Annotated in this window: 19 protein-coding genes and 1 tRNA gene; 10 read left to right on the forward strand and 10 right to left on the reverse strand. The window is 67.6% G+C overall.

The window, feature by feature from the left end; genetic code table 11:
• Positions 1-3: 3 nt before the first annotated feature.
• Positions 4-435 carry a DUF4307 domain-containing protein gene (locus E5679_RS09265; RefSeq protein WP_138415054.1) on the forward strand — a complete coding sequence of 144 codons (432 nt, stop codon included), beginning with the start codon at positions 4-6 and terminating at the stop codon, positions 433-435.
• A 211-nt stretch (positions 436-646) separates the two neighbouring features.
• Positions 647-1,138: a transcription elongation factor GreA gene (greA, locus tag E5679_RS09270; protein WP_138415056.1), complete on the forward strand. Its 492-nt coding sequence runs from the start codon at positions 647-649 to the stop codon at positions 1,136-1,138.
• On the opposite strand, the gene E5679_RS09275 is transcribed toward greA, so the two are convergent.
• Genes E5679_RS09275 through E5679_RS09290 form a run of 4 tightly spaced genes read right to left on the reverse strand, consistent with a single transcriptional unit; the run spans position 1,110 to position 5,134 of the window.
• Complete coding sequence (locus E5679_RS09275; RefSeq protein ID WP_138415058.1) at positions 1,110-1,727, reverse strand: rhomboid family intramembrane serine protease; 618 nt, start codon at positions 1,725-1,727, stop codon at positions 1,110-1,112. The two genes, greA and E5679_RS09275, sit on opposite strands and share 29 nt — an antisense overlap.
• Before the next feature lie 15 nt (positions 1,728-1,742).
• Positions 1,743-2,996 (reverse strand): threonine ammonia-lyase, encoded by a 1,254-nt coding sequence (gene ilvA, locus E5679_RS09280; RefSeq protein WP_138415060.1) that lies wholly within the window; start codon positions 2,994-2,996, stop codon positions 1,743-1,745.
• A gap of 11 nt (positions 2,997-3,007) precedes the next feature.
• Positions 3,008-4,192, reverse strand: coding sequence for an AI-2E family transporter (locus E5679_RS09285; RefSeq protein WP_138415062.1), 1,185 nt, complete (start codon positions 4,190-4,192; stop codon positions 3,008-3,010).
• A 12-nt stretch (positions 4,193-4,204) separates the two neighbouring features.
• The gene (locus E5679_RS09290) at positions 4,205-5,134 is read right to left on the reverse strand and encodes an aldose 1-epimerase family protein (RefSeq protein WP_138415064.1); all 930 of its coding nucleotides are present in this window, start codon (positions 5,132-5,134) and stop codon (positions 4,205-4,207) included.
• A 100-nt stretch (positions 5,135-5,234) separates the two neighbouring features.
• Here E5679_RS09290 and E5679_RS09295 point away from each other — a divergent pair, with 100 nt between their 5' ends.
• Genes E5679_RS09295 through galK form a run of 3 tightly spaced genes read left to right on the forward strand, consistent with a single transcriptional unit; the run spans position 5,235 to position 8,319 of the window.
• Positions 5,235-6,035, forward strand: a complete 801-nt coding sequence (locus E5679_RS09295) for a DeoR/GlpR family DNA-binding transcription regulator (protein WP_138415066.1) — start codon at positions 5,235-5,237, stop codon at positions 6,033-6,035.
• The gene (gene galT / locus E5679_RS09300) at positions 6,032-7,168 is read left to right on the forward strand and encodes a galactose-1-phosphate uridylyltransferase (protein WP_138415068.1); all 1,137 of its coding nucleotides are present in this window, start codon (positions 6,032-6,034) and stop codon (positions 7,166-7,168) included. The genes E5679_RS09295 and galT overlap by 4 nt, the downstream gene beginning before the upstream one ends.
• A complete protein-coding gene (gene galK / locus E5679_RS09305; protein ID WP_138415070.1) occupies positions 7,165-8,319 on the forward strand; it encodes a galactokinase in 1,155 nt (384 codons plus the stop codon). Before galT ends, galK begins: the two co-directional genes overlap by 4 nt.
• On the opposite strand, the gene E5679_RS09310 is transcribed toward galK, so the two are convergent.
• Positions 8,316-8,990: a hypothetical protein gene (locus E5679_RS09310; RefSeq protein ID WP_138415072.1), complete on the reverse strand. Its 675-nt coding sequence runs from the start codon at positions 8,988-8,990 to the stop codon at positions 8,316-8,318. The two genes, galK and E5679_RS09310, sit on opposite strands and share 4 nt — an antisense overlap.
• A gap of 182 nt (positions 8,991-9,172) precedes the next feature.
• Positions 9,173-9,997, reverse strand: a complete 825-nt coding sequence (locus tag E5679_RS09315) for a Bax inhibitor-1/YccA family protein (protein ID WP_138415074.1) — start codon at positions 9,995-9,997, stop codon at positions 9,173-9,175.
• Between the two features lie 202 nt (positions 9,998-10,199).
• Between E5679_RS09315 and E5679_RS09320 the strand changes: the two genes are divergently transcribed.
• The 5 genes from E5679_RS09320 to E5679_RS09340 all read left to right on the forward strand — a co-directional run bounded on the left by E5679_RS09320 (position 10,200) and on the right by E5679_RS09340 (position 14,897).
• Complete coding sequence (locus E5679_RS09320) at positions 10,200-10,496, forward strand: GroES family chaperonin (RefSeq protein ID WP_138415231.1); 297 nt, start codon at positions 10,200-10,202, stop codon at positions 10,494-10,496.
• Positions 10,497-10,812: 316 nt separating this feature from the next.
• Positions 10,813-12,087, forward strand: coding sequence for a branched-chain amino acid ABC transporter permease (locus E5679_RS09325; protein WP_249336049.1), 1,275 nt, complete (start codon positions 10,813-10,815; stop codon positions 12,085-12,087).
• Positions 12,088-12,097: 10 nt separating this feature from the next.
• Positions 12,098-13,066 (forward strand): branched-chain amino acid ABC transporter permease, encoded by a 969-nt coding sequence (locus tag E5679_RS09330; RefSeq protein ID WP_138415076.1) that lies wholly within the window; start codon positions 12,098-12,100, stop codon positions 13,064-13,066.
• Complete coding sequence (locus E5679_RS09335; RefSeq protein ID WP_138415078.1) at positions 13,063-14,109, forward strand: ABC transporter ATP-binding protein; 1,047 nt, start codon at positions 13,063-13,065, stop codon at positions 14,107-14,109. Before E5679_RS09330 ends, E5679_RS09335 begins: the two co-directional genes overlap by 4 nt.
• Positions 14,106-14,897 carry an ABC transporter ATP-binding protein gene (locus E5679_RS09340; RefSeq protein ID WP_138415080.1) on the forward strand — a complete coding sequence of 264 codons (792 nt, stop codon included), beginning with the start codon at positions 14,106-14,108 and terminating at the stop codon, positions 14,895-14,897. Before E5679_RS09335 ends, E5679_RS09340 begins: the two co-directional genes overlap by 4 nt.
• Before the next feature lie 87 nt (positions 14,898-14,984).
• Here E5679_RS09340 and E5679_RS09345 read toward each other — a convergent pair whose 3' ends face one another.
• The 4 genes from E5679_RS09345 to E5679_RS09360 all read right to left on the reverse strand — a co-directional run bounded on the left by E5679_RS09345 (position 14,985) and on the right by E5679_RS09360 (position 19,918).
• A complete protein-coding gene (locus tag E5679_RS09345; protein WP_138415082.1) occupies positions 14,985-16,352 on the reverse strand; it encodes an ABC transporter substrate-binding protein in 1,368 nt (455 codons plus the stop codon).
• Between the two features lie 611 nt (positions 16,353-16,963).
• A tRNA-Leu gene (locus E5679_RS09350) sits at positions 16,964-17,037 on the reverse strand.
• A 110-nt stretch (positions 17,038-17,147) separates the two neighbouring features.
• Complete coding sequence (locus E5679_RS09355; RefSeq protein WP_138415085.1) at positions 17,148-18,566, reverse strand: NAD(P)/FAD-dependent oxidoreductase; 1,419 nt, start codon at positions 18,564-18,566, stop codon at positions 17,148-17,150.
• A 5-nt stretch (positions 18,567-18,571) separates the two neighbouring features.
• Positions 18,572-19,918, reverse strand: coding sequence for a S8 family serine peptidase (locus E5679_RS09360; RefSeq protein ID WP_138415087.1), 1,347 nt, complete (start codon positions 19,916-19,918; stop codon positions 18,572-18,574).
• Positions 19,919-19,920 lie beyond the last annotated feature (2 nt).

The following is a 19,920-nucleotide window of genomic DNA, read 5'->3' on the forward strand; positions in this document are numbered from 1 at the left end:
CACGTGACCCAATCCCCCGGAGCAGCCGCGTCGCGGTATGCCCAGCGTTATGGCACGGTTCGGCGCCGCGGCCTCACTCGGCGCTCAGCCGGGCTCCTCGTGGCAGCCGTGCTCGTCGTGGTCGTGATTGGCGTCGCCGTGTTCGCGTGGAGCGGAAATCAGGCGACGGTGACGTTCAAGGACGTGGGGTACACGACGCCGGACGCCTGGCACGCATCCGAGGACTTCCAGGTGACGAAGGAGGCCTCCGCGACCGCCTACTGCGCCGTGAAGGCGTTGGACGATTCGTTCGCCGTGGTCGGGTGGAAACAGCTTGAATTCGGCCCTGTAGCGGGAGCGTCAGGTCAGAGGACGCAGAACGCGCACGTCGATCTGCGGACAGAGAGCCAGGCCGTTTCGGTCGTCGTCGACTCGTGCTGGGTCGCGGGGACTTAGCCTGAAACACGGGCCTCTGGGCCCCCATGCGGTGTGACACGCGCCGCAGGCCAGCTTGGGATCCACTGCCGCGGTCACTACAATGGATAAATACTCAATGCCCCGTCGGAGCAGGCGGACCGGGCTCAGGCCCGGACTCGCGCCGCACCCCGGCGGGGTCTTTGCATGGTAGGCCGTGCCGGTACGGGCACGGAATGATGAGGGAGACGAGATGACCACCACCCACCATGGCGGCGCCTGGCTCACACAGGAGGCGTACGACCGCCTGAAGGCAGAGCTGGACCACCTTTCCGGTGCCGGCCGTCACGAGATCGTCGAGAAGATCGAAGCTGCCCGCCAGGAAGGCGACCTCAAGGAGAACGGCGGCTACCACGCGGCCAAGGAGGAACAGGGCAAGATCGAGGCCCGCATCCGCCAGCTCCAGGAGCTCCTGCGCAATGCCCAGGTTGGCGAGAAGCCCGCAGACGACGGCGTGGTCGAGCCGGGCATGCTCGTCGTGGCGAAGATCGCCGGAGACGAAGAGCGCTTCCTGCTCGGCTCGCGCGAAATCGCGGGTGACGCAGAGCTGGACGTGTTCAGCGAGAAGTCGCCCCTCGGCGCGGCGATCATCGGCCACAAGCAGGGCGAGAAGCTCTCCTACACCGCGCCGAATGGCAAGGAGATTCCCGTCGAGATCATCTCGGCGACCCCTTACACGGGCTGATCGCTTCTCCCCAGAAGACGGCGGCGAGCACCCCGCCGACCAGCCCGAACAGGTGCGCCTGCCAGGAGATGCCGCGCCCAACAGTCGGAAGGACGCCGAGGAGCACCGACCCGTACGCGAGGAACAGCACCACCGCCAGGAGCACCTGTCCCCAGCTGCGGTTCAGGAAGCCCCGCACGAGCAGGAACCCGAACAGGCCGAAGATGACGCCCGAGGCGCCGACCGTGACGGTCGGCGGCCCGAAGGCGCTGCCCCCGAACAGCCACACGCCGATCCCTGACGAGATCCACGAGAGCGCCACCGCCGTCAGGAACTGCCGCAGCCCGGCCAAGAAGGCCAGGAACCCGAACACCACGAGCGGCAGCGTGTTCGCCAGAAGGTGGTTCCAGCTGGAGGCGTCGTGGACCAAGGGCGCCGTCGCGATGTCAGGAAGGCTCGAAGGGTCCCGCGGCCGGATGCCGAAGTCCGCAGTGAGCAGGCCCGCCGTCGCCATGTTGACCGCCTCGATGACATACAGGACCACGGTGACGGCGGCCATGGTCGCGAGGCCCGCGCGAGCGCGCCCCGCGAACCGGTCCTTGAGCCCCATCCCCGTCCCCGAGCGTCAGACGTGCACCACGATGGGCTGGAAACCCTCGGCGCGGAGGGCCCCCAGAAGCTGCTCGGAGTGCTCGTGGCCCTTGGTCTCCATGTCGATGGTGATGGCTACGTCACCCATCGCGATCGAGCCGCCCACACGGGTGTGGTCGACGCCGGTGACGTTCGCGTCGTTCTCGGCGATGATCCGGGAGATGGTGGCGAGCGAGCCGGGACGGTCGTCGAGCATCATGCGCACCGTGAGGAACCGGCCGGCGGCGGAGAGGCCTCGCTGGATGACCTTGAGCAGGAGCATCGGATCGATGTTGCCGCCGGAGAGGATCACGGCCGTCTTGTGCGGCCGGATCCCGAGCTCGGCGAGCTTGCCGTCCATGAGGGCAGCGACCCCCACAGCTCCCGCGGGCTCGACCACAAGCTTGGCCCTCTCGAGCAGGAAGATCAGCGCCCGCGCGAGGGAGTCCTCGCTGACGGTCACCACGTCGTCGACCAGTTCGCGGATGATGCTGAACGGGATCTGCCCGGGCAGCCCGACCGCGATGCCGTCGGCCATCGTCGCGACCTTCTGAAGGGGAACGACGGCGTCCGCGGCGAGCGAGGGCGGGTAGGCGGCGGCGTTCTCAGCCTGGACTCCGATGACCCGGATCTCGCGGCCCAGCTCAGCCGCCTTGGCCTTCACGGCCACGGCAACGCCCGCGAGGAGCCCTCCGCCGCCAACGCCCATGAGGATCGTGTCGACGTCCGGGATCTGCTCGAGGATCTCGAGCCCAACTGTGCCCTGGCCCGCCACCACATCAACGTTGTCGAACGGGTGCACGAACACGGCGCCCGTCTCCTCTGCATACCGCTTGGCCTCGGCGAGCGCCTCGTCCACGTTGTGCCCGTGCAGGATGACCTCGGCGCCGTGGCTCCGGGTGGCCTGGAGCTTGGGGAGGGCAACGCCGAGCGGCATGTAGATGCGGGCGCGGATGCCAAGGCGCTTCGCGGCGACGGCAACGCCCTGCGCATGGTTTCCGGCCGACGCCGCCACCACGCCAAGGGCCTTCTCCTCGGGATCGAGCCGTGCCATGCGAACGTAGGCGCCGCGCACCTTGAAGGAACCCGCTCGTTGGAGGTTCTCGCACTTGAAGAACACCTCGCCGCCGACCATCTGGCCCAACGCTCTCGAGGTCTCAATCGGCGTCCTCGCAATAATGCCCTGAAGAATCTCCTGTGCAGCGAGGACATCGTCCAACGTCACAGCGAGAGTCGAGAGGGCATTCATGGGTAGCACTCCTAGGAGGTCGTGTCAGATTCTGCTGCGCCCGCAGCCTCTGAGGGAACCTCAGTTCGAGCCGCGGGCGCCCTATCAGTCTCCCACGCCCGGGCGGAGATGTAGCGCACAGCCGAATTCACGACGGCGAGCGTAGGCACCGCGAACAGGGCCCCCGGGATCCCCGCGAGGTATGACCCGGCGGCAACGCTCAGGACGACGGCAACCGGATGCAGGGCGACGGCGCGCCCCATGACGAGGGGCTGGAGGATGTGGCTCTCGATCTGCTGCACGGCCACGACGATGACGAGCATGATGACTGCGTTCACGAGTCCGTTGGCGACGAGGGCGAGGAGGACGGCGACGGCACCGCTCAGGAGGGCGCCGACGACCGGGATGAAGGACGAGACGAAGACCAGGATGCCGAGCGGGAGCGCGAGCGGAACCCCGAGAACCGCGGCGCCGACGCCGATTCCGACGGCGTCCACTGCGGCGACGAGCACTTGGACGCGCACGTAGCTCACGAGCGAGACCCAGCCGGCGCGACCGGCACCATCTGCTGCCGGACGCGCCCCAACCGGAAGCAGCCCCACGAGGAAGGCCCAGATCCGCTCCCCCTCGAGCAGGAAGAACACGAGCACGAAGAGCGCGATAAGGGCGCCCGTGATGATGTGGCCCGCGGAACTGCCGACGCTCAGCACGCCGCTGACCAGGGTGCCCTGATTGTTCTGGAGGACGTGCTGAGCGTCGTCGATGTAGGTCTGGAGCTGCGTGGCCGTGAGCTGCAGCGGTCCTTCCGACAGCCATTTCTGCACTTCGGCCAGGCCTGCGATCGCCTCGTCCCAGAGCTGGGCGAACCCGGCGCTGATCTGTCGACCCACCAGAGTGAGGAGTCCCGCCACGAGGGCTATGAAGCCCAGCTCGGTGATCGCGACGGCGAGCCCGCGCGGGACCCGGGCGCGGACGAGCGCCTTCACCACGGGGCTGAGGAGCCCCGCGAGGAGCCCCGCCACGAGCACCGGGATCACCAGGAAGCTCAGCTGTGCGAGGCCCCATACGAGCGCCGTCACGACGACGAGGATGATCGCGAGCCGCCATGACCACGCCGCCGCGATGCGCAAGGCGTACGGGAGGTCGGAATCGCTCACCCGCCGGTAGGCACGGGAAGTTCGGGCGGTGTCGGTCCGGGGTGCGTCGGAGGCTGACATGGATCCATCCTGTCAGAGGGCCGCTCCCACACCCCATTCCACTGAGGTCTCCTCGCCGGGCTCGAGCCAGCCGAGGTCCTGACCGCTGTTGAAGGCATTCGCGGGGCCCGTCTGCGGTTCGAGGGCCACGGCCACGCTGCGCCCCGGGAACTTCCGGGAGACATAGACGTGCGTGTAGCGACAGCGTTCGTCCTGCCACAGCCAGACCGATCGGCCGTCTGCCGCCGTGAGCGTCGCCTTGGCGATCCCGTCCTCGAATTCGAGGTCGGTGTAGGCCGCGTCGATGCTCAAGGTGTCAACCCGTCGGCCGGACGAGAGGCCCCAGTCACCCTCGGCAGGACCCGTGGAACGCGGGATCAGGTGCTCATCCGCGATCAGATGGGTCTTGGCTCGGACCGCGAGGGTGAGTTCGCCGGTCTCGAGGTCACCGAGCCGCAGGTACGGATGCGCGCCGAGGACGAACGGCGCGGGCCGGCCCGAATCGTTGGCGAGGGTCTGGCGCACGCGGAGGCCGCCGTCGTCGTCAATCCTGTAGTGGACTCGATGCCGCACCACGAACGGATAGCCGTGCTGCGGGAAGATCACGCCTTCGAGCTCCACCCAGTCCGCCCCGCGGTCCATCAGCTCGTAACCCGTGTTGCGCAGGAGGCCGTGGCTCGCGTTGTTGTGGGAGGGCTCGGTGATGTCGAGCTGCTGGGCCACGCCGTCGAGCGTCCAGCGCCCTCCCTCGATGCGGTTCGCCCAGGGAGCGAGAGTGATACCGGCGGCGCCCGGCGCGATGTCCCCATCGCCGTAGGTCTCGGTGAGCTGGACTCCGCCGACTTCGAACGAGCGCAGGCCCGCAGCGAGCTCGGTGACGACGGCGGTGCTCCCGCCTCGCTGGATGCGGTATTGGTGGCCTGTGGCGGCGAGGCGGCGCGAAGGGAGGCTCTCGGGGCTCATGAACCCTCACCGTAATACAGGCGTCAGGCTCTTCTCATCGCGGACTAAAAATGTTATGTTTTGTTCGAAAAGTTGAGTTGCTGTGAATGAGGGGGGAACCGTGCTGGCAGCTGAGCGCCACGCGCGCATCGTCGCTGAGCTGGAGAAGCGGGAGGCTGTCCGAGTCGCGGAGCTGGCCGCCTCCCTTTCGGTCTCCGAAATGACCATTCGGCGGGACATCGAGCAGCTCGAAAGCCAGGGCTTGGCCCGGCGCGTCCACGGAGGGGCCGCCCGCGTCGTGGATTTCGCGTTCTCCGAGCCGGGCTTCGAGGTGAAGTTCGGCCATCATGCAGACACGAAGTCGGCGATCGCCCACGAGGCCGTCGCGCTCGTGCGGCCCGGCGCCACGCTCTTCGTGACGGCTGGCACCACGACGTTTGCGCTCGCGAAGCTCCTCCCGACCGTGCCCGACCTCACCGTCGCCACCAACTCCATCAAGGTTGCCGAGGCACTCGGCAACTCGGTGCGGACCATCCTCACGGGCGGCGAGCGCACGCCATCGGAAGCCCTCGTGGGGCCGCTCGCCACGTCGTCCCTCTCACAGCTCCATGTCGAGATCTGCTTTATGGGCGTGCACGGGCTGCACCCCCGGGGCGGCCTCACCACGCCCAACCTGCTCGAGGCGGAGACCAACCGCGCCGCCGCCAACGCTGCCGCTCGCCTCGTCGTCCTCGCGGACAGCAGCAAGTACGGACTCCTGAGCCTCGCCCAGATCGCACCGCTCGAGCGCGCCGACACCCTGATCTCGGACACGGGTCTCTCAGCGGCTGCCCGGCGGGAGCTCGACGACCGGATCCCCCACGTCATCCTTGCCGAGACCTCGAAGATCGGCAGCCACGCCGCCACCGGGAGGCCCGCATGACCACAGCTGCCAGCCTGTCCCCCAGCGTCACGCGAAGCTCGCTCGCCGACGGCAGAACGCTCCTCTACTTCGATGACCCCGGCACACCGCGGCGCGTCCCGGTTCCGGACGCCCGCGAACTGCCAGCGCGCCCCGAACCGGGCGAGCTGCGTTTCGATGTGCTCAGCGGCGACTGGGTCGCGGTGGCTGCGCACCGTCAGAGCCGAACCCATCTGCCACCCGCCGACGCGTGCCCCCTGTGCCCCACGTCGCCGACCTTCGCCTCCGAGATCCCGGACCCGGACTATGACGTGGTGGTGTTCGAGAACCGCTTTCCATCGCTTGGACCCGCGGTCGCGGAACTTCCCTCGGAGCTTCCCTGGGGACGGAGCACACCCGCCGTGGGACGCTGCGAGGTGGTTTCGTTCACCTCGGAGCACACGGGCTCTTTCGGCTCCCTCTCGTACACCCGAGCGCGCACCGTCGTTGAAGCCTGGGCTCACCGGACGGCGGAGTTGAACGCCTTGCCGGGGATTCGCCAGGTCTTCCCCTTCGAGAACCGCGGTGCGGAGATCGGGGTTACCTTGCACCATCCCCACGGCCAGATCTATGCGTACCCGTACCTGACGCCGCGAGGCGCCCAGCTGGCGGCCGTGGCACAGCGGCATTTCGAGGCGACTGACGGCACCCAGACCCTCCTCGGCTCGGTCCTGGACCGGGAGCGGACCAGCGGCGAGCGCATGGTCCTCGAGGGACGGCATTTCAGCGCCTTCGTCCCTTTCGCGGCACGATGGCCTATCGAGCTCCACCTCGTCCCCCACCGTCAGGTGGCCGACTTCGCCGGACTGTCCGGCGAGGAGAAGGACGAACTCGCAGACGTGTACCTGAGGCTCCTCCGCGGCCTGGACGGACTCTACGCGACGCCCACTCCGTACATTGCCGCGTGGCATCAGGCCCCGATCGATCCTGATCTCCGTACCGCCTCCCGCTTCCATCTCCAGCTCACTTCTCCGCGCCGCGCGGCGGACAAGCTCAAGTACCTTGCAGGATCGGAGGCCGCCATGGGCGCTTTCATCAACGACACCCGTGCCGAGGATGTCGCCGACCGCCTGCGGGACGCGGTTGCTGCCGCGACTTCTGGAGGTGCCCGATGAGCTGGGCGATCGAGCACGTGATCGGCGCCTTCCGAGAGGCGTTCGACGGCGAGCCCGACGGGGTGTGGACCGCGCCCGGGCGCGTGAACCTCATCGGAGAGCACACCGACTACAACGAGGGATTCGTCCTGCCGTTTGCGATCGATCTTGCCGCCCGGGTCGCGGTCCGCGTCCGCTCGGACGGTGCTATCCGCCTCTTCTCCACGGCCGGTTCGGAGGGCGTGGCGAAGCTGTCGGCAAGCGAGGTCCGGCGGGAGGACGCCCGGGGCTGGAGCGTCTACCCCGCTGGGGTCGTGTGGGCGCTCCGCGAACGGGGGATCAGGGTGCCGGGCTTCGACCTCGTGCTCGATTCCGACGTGCCGCTCGGAGCGGGACTCTCGTCCTCGCACGCCATCGAATGCGCCGTCGCCAGCGCCCTCAACGAGCTGACCGGTGCAGGGCTCGACGCCCCTGAGCTCGTCCTCACGACCCAGCGCGCGGAGAATGCGTTCGTCGGTGCACCGACTGGGATCATGGACCAATCCGCGTCGCTGCGGGGCGAGGCTGGGCACGCGGTGTTCCTGGATTGCCGGGACCAAAGCGTGGAGCTGGTCCCCTTCGATGCGCCCGGCGCTGGGCTCGTCACCCTCGTCATCGACACCCGCGTTGCCCATTCGCATGCCGACGGCGGCTACGCGAGCAGACGGGCCGCATGCGAGCTGGGCGCCGAAGTTCTCGGCGTGAAGGCATTGCGCGACGTTGCCCTCGGAGACTTGGACGAGGCGCGAGCGCTCTTGGACGACACGACGTTCCGGCGCGTCCGGCACGTGGTGACGGAGGACCAGCGAGTCCTCGACACCGTTCAGGCCTTGCGGACCGCCGGACCCGCGGCGATCGCCCCGTATCTCGATGCGAGCCACGCGTCCATGCGGGACGACTTCGAGATCTCCTGTGACGAGCTGGACACAGCTGTCGAGGCAAGCCGTGCTGCCGGCGCGATCGGGGCGCGCATGACAGGTGGAGGCTTTGGAGGCTCAGCTATAGCTCTCGTCCCGGCAGAGGACGAAGCCGGGGTGCGGGACGCCGTCTCAGCCGCTTTCTCGGAGCGGGGCTACCGGGCTCCGCGTCTCTTCACGGTCAGCCCGGCCGACGGCGCGAGGCGCCTCGCTTAGTCGGGCCCGCGGAGTGCTGGTCCGACGGAGCGTATCGTCACGGTCGCGATGACGCCTCCGATCGCGACGGCGGCGAGGAACGGCGCCGTCGTCACCTCCGCCGAAGCTCGGGGTGTGTCCAGGGCGACGACGGGCATCGGACTGCTCTCAGGAGCTGTGGCGGCCGCGGTGGGCTCGGCACTGTGCGCCTCCACATTCGGCGCCGCTGATCCCTGACCCGCGGTCGCCGGATCCGGCGCCGAGGGGACTCGCGGCGCCTCGGAAGGCCGAGCGGCGTTCGGTGGTGGCGATGCGGGCTGCGGAGAAGGACTGGAGGGAGCGCTCGCCTCCGCCGGTGGTTCTAGCGGTGCGGGAGGCTGAACGGGGATCGACACCGGGACCGGCTGCTCGGCCAACGGTGTAGCCGGCGTTGCGGACACCGGTGCTACCGGGGGCCGTTCCGACGGCGACGGCGGCACGGTTTCCGGCGCCGACGGCGGAGTGGAGCTCGGTTCTGCAGGTCCCGGAGTCACGGTGGCTTCCGCCGAGGCCGCGGGCGAGGCGCTCGCGTCCGTCTCCCCGCCATCGCTCGCCGACGCCACCGCCATCCCGGACGCGGAGAAGATCGCCGCCAGCAGCGTTCCCAGCAGCGCAGCGACAAAGGTGGCGCGCTTGCGCGAGGCATGGTGCACTGCTGTTCCCCCTCCGGAAGGCCCTCCCGTTTTGGGTGCCTTCAAGGACACTACGGGAAGGCGAGAGCACGCATTTCACCTCCGCGAGGAAACTCAGTGGCGGGACTCCGTGGCGGACACGGCTGAGGGCGGGCGCGGCTCCCTCCGCGACCCGCCCTCGACGGTCGATGGCCTGCCGAGGCCTAGTCGCTGCTGTTGAAGATCGCGAGCAGCCGGAGGATCTCGGTGTACAGCCACACGAGAGTCACCGTGAGGCCGAACGCGGCAGTCCAGGAAACCTGTCGCGGGGCACCCGAACGCACGGCGTCCTCGATGCTGTTGAAGTCGAAGATGAGCGAGATCGCGGCGAGGACCACGGCCACGAGGCCGATTCCGATGCCCAGCAGCCCGCTGCGCAGCCCCCAAGGGTTCTGGACAACCCCGAACAGCATGAGGACCAGGTTCAGAACGCTGAACGCGAGGTAACCGCCCATGGCGATGAGGAAGAACCTCGCGAGCTTCGGCGTGGCACGGACCTTGCCGCTGCGGTAGAGGAAGAGTGAGACCCCGGCAACAGCGAACGTTCCGAGCACGGCCTGCAGGCCCAGCCCCTTGCCTGCGTAGTCGATGAGGGCCGTGAGGCCTCCGAGGAACAGGCCCTCGAGTGCGGCGTAGGCGAGGATGAGTGCGGGCACAGGCTCGCGCTTGAACGTGTTCACGAGCCCGAGGACGAAGCCGCCGATTCCGCCGAGGACCATGAGGCCGAGGCGGAGCCCGGCGGGCATGGCCAGCGTCACAGCCGCCCCGACCACCACGAAGGCGAGGCAGGCGAGGGTCTTGACGATGACGTCGTCGTAGGAAATGCGGCCGGTCTGAGCCGGTCCGGCAGACGGGGCGCGGTACAGCTCGTCGAGCTGATCGGCGGTCATGACGGGCTGTCCATAGGGTGAAGGAGGGACAGGAGGCGCCGTGGTGACGGCGCTCCTGAAGTTCTTCCCCCGGAAGACGGGGTTGCCACCAAGGGCCATGGTGAACTCCTGTACTCATTGAGGTGCGGTGATGAAGGTGCTAGGTGCTGCGTTCGAAACGCTACCAAGAGCACGAGCGCTGACGGCTCCCGGTTCCCGCGCCAACTAAACTAGGGCCGTGCCCCACTCCGATGCCTCCGAGAGCCCTGCCCGCGCCGCCGCCCCTTCGGCCGGGAAGGCGCCGTCGCGCCTCCCCCTGCGCATGCTCCACGACAGGATCCTCGTGGAGCTCGACAAGGACTCGAGCGAGCGCCGCTCCGCTTCCGGCATCGTGATCCCGGCGACCGCCGCCTTGGGGCGCCGCCTCTCGTGGGCCCACGTCGTGGCGGCGGGGCCCAACGTCAGGCAGGTCTCGGTGGGCGATCGCGTCCTCTTCGACCCCGAGGACCGGGCAGAGGTCGAGGTAGCCACAAAGGAGTACATCCTGCTTCGGGAACGGGACATCCACGCCGTCGCGGAGCCCGAGGGCCGCGACAGCGACCTCGGCCTGTACCTCTGACCTGGGAAGGGGCATTCTCCGCCGCCCCCAGAGCCTCCTGATTGGCCCGTGAGCGAGTCGTTACACGATCTCAACCTCGAGCTGTGCCTGCGCCTCATCCAGTCCTGCTTCCGCCGAGTAACATGGCGTCTCAGCAGGTGAGACGCGTCACAGTCGTACCAAGCCGTGGCATCACGTGTCGCATCTGCGGGTCCGTCCGCACCGCCGGCCTCGGCCGGCCAGACCCCGAAACCCGGAGGTCCACCCCGTGAATAGACCAGGCCTAGCCGCCTACCCGGCGCGGCTCGCGCGGCCCCTTTCCGCCGCTGGCGCCGTCATCGGCCTTCTCCTTGCCCTCTTCCTCGTCCTCGCGCCCTCCGCGGAGGCGAGCACGTCGCCGTCGCCCGCACCGAGCGGGTCGGGCTCATCCCAGTTCCAGAACACCATCTCCGGCTTCCTGCGCAACAACGGCCAGGGGATCGGCGGGGTGAAGATCAACGTCAAAGGGAACGGCTTCGAGGGCAGCACAACCTCGGCAGACAACGGGTCCTGGCGGATCTCGGTGCCCACCCAGGGCAGCTATGAAGTGGGGATCGACGAATCCACCCTCCCCTCCGGCGTGAAGCTCGCCGAGGGGCAGGAGAATCCGCGGACCGTCACGTTCAACCAGACCTCCAACGTGAGCACCATCTTCGCGTTCGGCGCGGGGATCACCGTCCATCAGCAGAGTTTCATCTCGACGCTGCTCAACCGGCTGGTGGCCGGCCTGAGCTTCGGACTCCTCCTCGCGCTCTCCGCGGTCGGCCTCTCGCTCATCTTCGGCACCACGGGCCTCACGAACTTCGCCCACGGCGAGATGGTGACGCTCGGCGCCGTCGTCGTCTTCGCGCTGAGCAGCGTCGGGGCGCCGTTCTGGGTCGCGATCATCGTGGGCCTCCTCGCAGGCGCGGTCTTCGGCTATGTCCAGGACGCATTCCTGTGGAAGCCCCTCCGCCGGAGGGGCACCGGCCTGGTGCCGATGATGATCGTGAGCATCGGTCTCGCACTCGCGGCGCGATACGTGATCCTGTTCTTCTTCGGCGGCGCCACCCAGCAGCTCCCCGGATCGCAGGTGCAGGACATCGATCTTGGCCCGGTCTCGGTCTCGCCGCTCAACCTGCAATCGCTCGTGATCTCCGCCGTCGTGATCGGCCTCATCGGATTCCTGCTGCTGAGGACGCGGCTGGGCAAGGCGACGCGCGCGGTCGCAGACAACCCGGCCCTCGCGGCGGCAAGCGGGATCGACGTCGACCGCGTGATCCGCCTCGTATGGGTCACCGGCGGCCTCCTCGCCGCCCTCGGCGGCATCCTCTGGGCCTACTACCGGCCCGGAGTGACGTTCAACATGGGCCAGCAGATCCTGCTCATGATCTTCGCCGGCGTCACCCTCGGCGGCCTCGGCACGGTCTTCGGGGCGCTCGTGGGTTCGATCGTCGTCGGGGTCTTCGTCGAGCTCACCACAGTGTTCGGTGTGACGGCCGATCTCAAGTATGTCGGGGCGCTGGTCATCATGATCCTCGTCCTCCTGTTCCGGCCCCAGGGCATCCTGGGACGACGCGAGCGAGTGGGCTAAGGAGGCTCCCATGGATTTCGGACAGATTCTCACCGAGGCGCTCGGCGAGATGGTGAGCCCGACGACGGCGGCCTACGCACTCGCAGCGCTCGGCCTCGCCGTGCACTTCGGCTACTCGGGCCTCCTCAACTTCGGGCAGGCGGGCTTCATCGCCGTCGGCTCGTACGGCTTCGCCATGACGACGATCCACTTCGGCGCGCCGTTCTGGCTCGGGCTCATCGTGGCGATTGTCACCTCGGTCATCTTCGCGCTCATCCTCGGCATCCCCACGCTGCGGCTTCGTGCCGACTACCTCGCGATTGTCACCATCGCGGCGGCAGAGATCATCCGGTACGTCGTCACCACCAACAGCCTCACGGATGTGACCGGTTCGGCGAACGGCCTCGCGGGCTTCCGTCAGGACTTCCTCAAGCTGAACCCCTTCCCTCCCGGGAACTATCTGGGCTACAACAGTCCGGACTTCTTCTACCGGGTCTTCGGGTGGGGCCTCGTGGTGATCCTCGGAATCATCGTGTGGCTGCTCATGCGCAGCCCGTGGGGACGGGTGCTCAAGGGGATCCGCGAGGACGAGATGGCCGTTCGGTCCCTCGGCAAGAACGTGTACTCGTACAAGATGCAGGCCCTGGTGATCGGCGGCATCTGCGGCGCTTTGGCGGGCCTCGTGTTCACGCTCCCCCGCGACGTGGTCCAGCCGGCCAACTACGGCACGGAGCTGACGTTCTTCCTGTGGACCTGCCTCCTCCTCGGCGGGATGGCCACCGTCCTCGGTCCGGTCATCGGGGCCATGCTCTTCTGGGTCGTCCTCTCCCTCACGCAGAACATCCTGTTCGGCCTCATCCAGATCGGGGTCCTGCCGTTCCTCAGCCCGACCCAGGCTGGCCAGCTCCGCTACATCCTCGTGGGCGTGGCCCTCATGCTGCTCATGATCTTCAGGCCCCAAGGGGTCTTCGGCAACAAGAAGGAGCTCGCGTTCTCATGAGCGACTCTCAGACAACCACCGCGGATGCGGTCGACTACATGACGGACACCCGGCCCATCGCCGACGGTCCGGGAGGGCCCGGCTGCAAGAAGCGGGATCCCATTGTCGTTGCGGACAACGTCAGCAGGCGCTTCGGCGGCATCAACGCCGTCGACGTCGAGCACCTCGAAATCCCGCGCCACAAGATCACGGCGCTCATCGGCCCGAACGGCGCGGGCAAGACGACGCTCTTCAATCTCCTGACGGGCTTCGACACCCCGAACACTGGGACGTGGCAGTTCGAGGGCACCGATCTGGCGGGGATGTCCTCCTACAAGGTGGCGCGGCTCGGCATGGTCCGCACCTTCCAGCTGACCAAGGTCATGGGCAAGCTCACCGTCCTGGAGAACATGCGGCTCGGCGCGTCCGAGCAGCCCGGCGAGAGGCTTCGGAACGCCCTCTTCCGCGGCGTGTGGGGCAAACGCGAGAAGGAGATCACGGGCCAGGCCGAGGAGCTTCTGGCGAAGTTCAAACTCGACACGAAGCGCGACGACTATGCGGCCTCCCTCTCCGGAGGGCAGCGGAAGCTGCTCGAAATGGCACGGGCCCTCATGGTCAACCCGAAGCTCGTGATGCTGGACGAGCCCATGGCAGGCGTCAATCCGGCCCTCTCGCAGAGCCTCCTCGACCACATCAAGAACCTCAAGGCGCTCGGAATGACCGTGCTGTTCGTGGAGCACGACATGCACATGGTCCGGCACATCGCCGACTGGGTCGTGGTCATGGCCGAGGGCAAGGTCGTCGCCGAGGGGCCACCCGCCGAAGTCATGAAGGACCAGGCCGTGATCGACGCGTACCTCGGCGCGCACCACGACGTCGACCTCGGTGCGGCCGGCGGCGTCAAGGAACTCGAGGAGGAGCTTGCCGCCGACTCCGAGTCCGTCGTGGGCACCGAGGAGGCAGGCATCCTCTCCGAGAGCCACGTCATCGGGGACGAAGAGACGCTGTCCGTCGAGGCGCCCGCTGACGCTGGCCGGAGCGAGACGAAGGAGGAACGTCCATGAGCCGCGAGAGCACGAGCCCCGCTTCGACGCAGACGACGACGGCGGAGGGCGACTCAGTCGTCAAGGTCACCGATCTGGTGGCTGGCTACCTGCCCGGAGTCAACATCCTGAACGGCTGCAGCATCGAAGCGAAGAAGGGCGAGCTCATCGGGATCATCGGCCCGAACGGGGCTGGCAAATCCACCCTGCTGAAGGCCATGTTCGGGCTCGTGAAAGTCCACTCGGGCTCCGTCGTCGTCCGCGGCCAAGACCTCACAGGCCTCAAGGCCAACAAGCTCGTGAGCCGGGGGATCGGCTTTGTGCCCCAGACCAACAACGTGTTCACCTCGCTGACCATCGAAGAGAACATGCAGATGGGCATGTTCCAACGCCCCAAGAACTTCAAGGAGCGCTGGGACTTCGTGACAGACCTGTTCCCCGAGCTCGGGAAGCGCCGTGCCCAGCGGGCAGGCTCGCTCTCCGGAGGGGAACGGCAGATGGTCGCGATGGGAAGGGCGCTCATGATGGATCCCGCGGTGCTGCTGCTGGACGAGCCGTCGGCCGGCCTCTCCCCCGTCAAGCAGGACGAGACGTTCCTGCGCGTGCACGAGATCAACCGGGCCGGCGTCTCCGTCATCATGGTGGAACAGAACGCCCGGCGCTGCCTGCAGATCTGCGATCGAGGCTACGTGCTCGATCAGGGCCGGGACGCCTACACCGGATCGGGGCGCGAGCTGCTGCACGATCCCAAGGTGATCCAGCTCTACCTCGGAACCCTCGCCGAAACCCTTGAGGACGAGGGCCGCTAGGAGGCAGCCCAAGGGAAAGGGCCCGTCCCCCGCTGTGCGGGAGACGGGCCCTTTCCCTTGGAACGGATCGCGCTCAGGAGCCTCGGCTCAGGAGAGCTTTCCGTATTCCTCGCTCACCGGCTGCGGCACGTTCTTGTCATCGAACTTGTAGATGCCGATGTAGGCCTCCGTCGGATCACCGTTCTTGGCGAAGGTGACGGGGCCGGACTGGCCGTCGTAGTCGATGTCCTTGCCCTGCCGCAGGAGCGTGACGCAGGATGCGAAGTCGTTGCACTTCGTGCCGCCCTGCGAGACGTCCTGGAGGTGGGCCGCGATGTCCGTGCCCTTCGTGCTCTTGGCCTCTTCGGCTGCAAGGGCGATGAGGTTCACCGCATCCCAGGACTCGCCGGCGTAGCTGTAGTCCTTCAGGCTGGGATCGATGCTCTGGAGCTGCGTCTTGAAGTTGCCCTTCGCGAACGTGCCCGGAATCGTTCCCCGGGCGCCGCTGAGGGTGCCCGCCTGGAGGTCCTTGCTGTAGTCCGACGTATTGCCGTCCACGAAGAACATCTGGGTCGGCTTGACGCCCTTGCCCGCGAGCAGCGGGATGATCTGCTTCGCCTGGTCGAACGAGATGACGGCGATGGCGTCGGGCTTCGCAGCCACAACCTTGTCCACCTGCGAGCTGAACTGCGAATCGCCCTCGTTGAACAGCTCCTCGTCGACGACCTTGCCGCCAGCCGACTCGAAGGCCTTCTTGACGTTGTCCCGCAGGCCCGTGCCGTAGGCGTCGTTGAGGACGACCATGCCGAGGGTCTGGGCGCCGCAGGAGGCCATGTAGTTGCCGAGGACGCGGCCCTGCAGGACGTCGGATGGCGCGGTCCGCCAGTACAGTCCGTGGGCCGGCCATGTGCTGAAGTCGGGCGACGTGTTCGCGGGCGAGAACTGCACGACCCCCGCACCCGTGATCTGGTTGATCACGGTCTTGGATACGCCGGAGGAGGCCGCACCGACGATTGCGCCCACTCCTTGACCGAGGAGGTTGGTGACCGACTGGGTCGCGATGTCCGTGGTGGTGTCGCCCGAGTCGCGGTGGATGACCTCGATCGGGTGCCCGAGCACGCCGCCTGCGTCGTTGATCTGCTTGACGGCGAGGTTCACGCCCGCGATCTCGGGCGGGCCAAGGAAGGCGAGCGCGCCGGTCTGCGGCAGGAGCGAACCGATCTTGAGCGGGGTCGGAGAGACCGTGCTGGACTTGGGCACGTCTGCCGGGGCGACAGAGGACGCGCCGCCTGAGGGCTGGGCGCCGCCGGAACTTGGAGCGGGGCACGAGATGCCGCCAGCTGCCGCAGAAGTTGAGCTGCCGCTGCTTGACGGTGTTCCTGAGGAGCCCCCGCAGGCTGTTGCGAGGAGGGCCACCCCAACGCCAAGAACGGTCAGCTTGGCGAGGCGGGGTAACGCCTCTTGACGTGAACTCATTCGATTCTTCTCCTCCATGAAGGGCGTGCGCACCCCAAACAGGACGAATCAGGTGTTCCTGATCACACCGTCAGGCTAATCGAATGATCATTTTCACAGAAGAACCACAGGTCACAGCCTCATAACGGCTTCTGCACGGGATGGAATCGAGCCAGCCTGCCCGCTTCCGGAGACAACCTTCCGCCGAGTCCGCTAATTCAGTCTTCGAATTCTCTTCTCGATCTTCATCTTGATCCGATGAAGACCAGCCCAACTTCCCATTCCGGAGGCGGTAATTCTGCCTACTTCCTGGGTGCTTGGCAGAGAGTTCTTCTGAAGGTCCGCGTCGATTGCCTCCGGTTCTCGACCTCGCATGCTGTCGATGAGCGACTGGGCTGCCCGCATGGGGCCAGACGCAAAGGGGTGCTCGCTGATCTCGCGGTTCACCGATGCCGACTCGGCCTGAAGCTGCTCACGACGCTGCCTTCTGCGCAGACTATTGCCGCTCGCAGTCGCCGCATTGAAACTCCTTGCCTCCGGAACCCCCAGCGGGTGAGTTTCTTGGACGATATCTAGGAGAATTCTGCAGAACAACTGAATGGACGCGTGGACGCCAAGGCATATGCAAAACGTGCCCCAGCAGGGACTCGAACCCTGACTTGGCGGATTTTAAGTCCGCTGCCTCTGCCGATTGGGCTACTGGGGCGCGCGTCCAGCCTATCGCCTCAACCCGGTCTCCCCGGACAGGAGAGACGACGACGGCGGCCGCCTCCCGAGGGAAGCGGCCGCCGAAGTGAGTGCAGCTCCGGAGAGGAACTACTGGGCCGGAGCCTTGGCGGGCTCGACCGGAGGCGCGATGGTTTTCGGCTTCGGGCTCGCGGCCGCGACGAAGGACGCGCGAGGGTTGTCGAGGTTCTCGAGCGGCGTGTTGTCACGGCCCGCGAACAGCGCCGACAGCCAGTCGAGGCCGACGCGGAACTTGCGCTCGGCGGTCGGGATCGCGAGACCGTGGTAGCCGCGGTGCGCCAGCCACGCGAGGGGGCCGGTCAGGCCGATGTGACCCACGAGGTTGATGTTCGCGACGCCCTTCCAGGGGCCGAAACCTGCGACGGCGCCGAGGTTCTTGTGCTTGTAGTCCTCGAGCGGGCGGTCCCAGCGGGCGGCCCAGAGGTTCTTCGCGAGGAGCTTGGCCTGACGCAGGGCGTGCTGGGCGTTGGGCACGCAGGTGCCGTCCGGGAGGCCCTTGCCCGTGAGATCGGGAACGGCGGCGATGTCGCCGGCAGCCCAGGCGTTCTCGATGATGCCCTCGTCGCCAGCGATGCGCAGGTCCGGCAGGACGCGGACGCGGCCGCGCGGTTCGAGCGGGAAGCTCGTGGAACGCACCATCGGGTTGGCCTGAACGCCGGCGGTCCAGATGAGGGTGTCCGCCTTGAACTCCTGCGCCGGGGACTTGTCCGGCATATTGATGAGCTTGAGCGTGTCCTCGGCGCTGGCGAGGGAGGTGTTGAGGAGGACCTCGATGCCGCGGCTCCGGAGGTGCTGGACGACCCAGTCGGCCTGCTCGGGCGTGACCTCGGGCATGATGCGGCCCATCGCCTCAACGAGGACGAAGCGGACTTCCTCCTGCTTGACACGGTCGTTCGCCGCCACGGTCGAGCGGGCGAGGTCCTCGAGCTCGGTGAGGGTCTCGATGCCGGCGAAGCCGCCACCCACGACGACGAACGTGAGAGCGGCCTTGCGCTCCTCCGGGTCCGAAGCAGTCGAAGCGAACTCGATGCGCTCGAGGACCTGGTTGCGGAGGGCGATGGCCTCCTCGATGGTCTTGTTGCCGATGCCCTTCTCGGCCAGGCCGGGGATCGGGAACGTGCGGGTGATCGCGCCAGCGGCGAGCACGATGTCCACGTAGGGGATCTCCACTGTGCCCTCGTTGCCGGGCAGCTCCACGACGGCAGTCCGCTTGTCGTGGTCGACGGAGACGACCGAGCCCTGGATGACCTCGGCGTCCGGGAGCGTGCGGCGAAGCGGGACCACCACGTGGCGGGCCTCGATGTTGCCGCCAGCAACCTCGGGGAGGAACGGCTGGTAGGTCATGTACGGCATGGGATCGACGACGGTGACAATGCCGCCGGCCTTGGCGATCTTCTTCTGCAGCCCGAGGGCGACGTAAAGACCGACGTAACCACCGCCGGCGACAAGGACGCGCGGGCGGTCGACGAGATCAATGGTGGAAGGCATGGATCTTACTGTAGCAGTTTGTGAAAACTTTCACTAGCACTCGGGCGCCTGCGTCTCCTGAGGGTCAGAAGGTGCCACGTGCCGCCCGCGAGGATCGCCAGGACAAGCCCTCCGAAGCCGAGCACGACGATAGGGGGCCAAGGTGATGAGTCGGCAGCTGCAACCGGGCTCGGAGCTGGCCCTTCCGCGACGGGCGTCTCGGTCGCAGGGGGTGCAGCAGGAGCGGCGGGGGCTGAAGAGGCAGGCGAGTCGCGGCGGTGGACGCGGATCCAATCGGCGATGGATCCGAGCGGATTGGCTGTGACCTGCGGGACGTCCGCCTTCAGGGCCGCCTCCGCGTTGAGGATCCCGTAGCCATAGATGGGGTCGTGCCCTGGTGCGCCCGCGTCCTTGGCCGTCGAGATGATGCGGTTGATCACCTGCTCGGCGCTCATGTCCGGCCACTTCGCGCGGATGAGCGCGGCTACCCCGGCGACGATCGGAGTGGCGCCCGAGCTGCCAGCCCACTGGGCGTAGGTTCCGTCCGGGAGGCCGCCCACGAGCTGCTCCGCGGGGGCGGACACGCCGATGCTCACGCCCTGCGAGGACGCATCCACGCTCGCGTGCTCGTCGCGGTCCAGGCCCGCCACGGTGAGGACACCCGGGATCGTCGCGGGAGCACCGACTTGGACGCTTCCCGCCCCGCGATTGCCGGCTGCCGCGACCACCACGACGTCCTTCTGCTCGGCATAGAGGAACGCGTCGTCCCAGCTCCGGGGCCAATCGGGAGAGGAGCTGCCCAAAGACATGTTGATCACCTTGGCGCCGTGATCCACTGCCCAGTGGACCGCTGCCGGAATCTGCTGGAGGTCCGTGGGCCCGGCGGGGTTCGGAGACCCGAGCCACGTCGAGACAGTGAGCAGATTCGCCTGCGGCGCGACGCCGACGATGCCGTCAGGACCTGTCGAGCCCCCGCTCAGCGGCGAACCGTCAGGGCGATGCCCACGGCCTCCGAGTACCGTGGCCACGAGCGTTCCGTGCTCCGGTTCCGCTCCGATCGGCTTCTGGCCGTCGGGCTGGCCCGCGCCGGAGACGTCGGTGCCGCCCGATACGGCCCCCTTGAGGTCCGCCACTCCCCCATTGACGCCGCTGTCGATGACGGCCACCGTGACGCCAGCCCCCTGCGACACGCTCCATGCCTTGTCGATCCCGTATTCAGAGATCCAGTACTCGGCGTCGCGGATGGTGTCCGCGTGCGCAGACGAGGCCGGAGCAAGAAGAGCCAAGCAGGCGAGCGCCGCGCTTGTCAGGCACGCGAGGACGACGGCGGTCAGCCGCGCCGCCGTCGTGGGCGGGCTGTTGTGGACTCCCATGC

Source organism: Sinomonas gamaensis (assembly GCF_005876955.1).
Classification (GTDB): Bacteria; Actinomycetota; Actinomycetes; order Actinomycetales; family Micrococcaceae; genus Sinomonas; species Sinomonas gamaensis.

Excerpts from the sequence above, each read along its gene's own strand:
- galT (WP_138415068.1), top strand. The coding sequence starts at position 6,032 with ATGACCACAGCTGCCAGCCTGTCCCCCAGCGTCACGCGAAGCTCGCTC.
- E5679_RS09340 (WP_138415080.1), top strand. The coding sequence starts at position 14,106 with ATGAGCCGCGAGAGCACGAGCCCCGCTTCGACGCAGACGACGACGGCG.
- ilvA (WP_138415060.1), bottom strand. The coding sequence starts at position 2,996 with ATGAATGCCCTCTCGACTCTCGCTGTGACGTTGGACGATGTCCTCGCT.
- E5679_RS09315 (WP_138415074.1), bottom strand. The coding sequence starts at position 9,997 with ATGGCCCTTGGTGGCAACCCCGTCTTCCGGGGGAAGAACTTCAGGAGC.
- E5679_RS09275 (WP_138415058.1), bottom strand. The coding sequence starts at position 1,727 with ATGGGGCTCAAGGACCGGTTCGCGGGGCGCGCTCGCGCGGGCCTCGCG.
- E5679_RS09355 (WP_138415085.1), bottom strand. The coding sequence starts at position 18,566 with ATGCCTTCCACCATTGATCTCGTCGACCGCCCGCGCGTCCTTGTCGCC.
- E5679_RS09335 (WP_138415078.1), top strand. The coding sequence starts at position 13,063 with ATGAGCGACTCTCAGACAACCACCGCGGATGCGGTCGACTACATGACG.
- greA (WP_138415056.1), top strand. The coding sequence starts at position 647 with ATGACCACCACCCACCATGGCGGCGCCTGGCTCACACAGGAGGCGTAC.
- E5679_RS09330 (WP_138415076.1), top strand. The coding sequence starts at position 12,098 with ATGGATTTCGGACAGATTCTCACCGAGGCGCTCGGCGAGATGGTGAGC.
- galK (WP_138415070.1), top strand. The coding sequence starts at position 7,165 with ATGAGCTGGGCGATCGAGCACGTGATCGGCGCCTTCCGAGAGGCGTTC.
- E5679_RS09285 (WP_138415062.1), bottom strand. The coding sequence starts at position 4,192 with ATGTCAGCCTCCGACGCACCCCGGACCGACACCGCCCGAACTTCCCGT.
- E5679_RS09345 (WP_138415082.1), bottom strand. The coding sequence starts at position 16,352 with ATGAGTTCACGTCAAGAGGCGTTACCCCGCCTCGCCAAGCTGACCGTT.
- E5679_RS09360 (WP_138415087.1), bottom strand. The coding sequence starts at position 19,918 with ATGGGAGTCCACAACAGCCCGCCCACGACGGCGGCGCGGCTGACCGCC.
- E5679_RS09290 (WP_138415064.1), bottom strand. The coding sequence starts at position 5,134 with ATGAGCCCCGAGAGCCTCCCTTCGCGCCGCCTCGCCGCCACAGGCCAC.
- E5679_RS09320 (WP_138415231.1), top strand. The coding sequence starts at position 10,200 with ATGCTCCACGACAGGATCCTCGTGGAGCTCGACAAGGACTCGAGCGAG.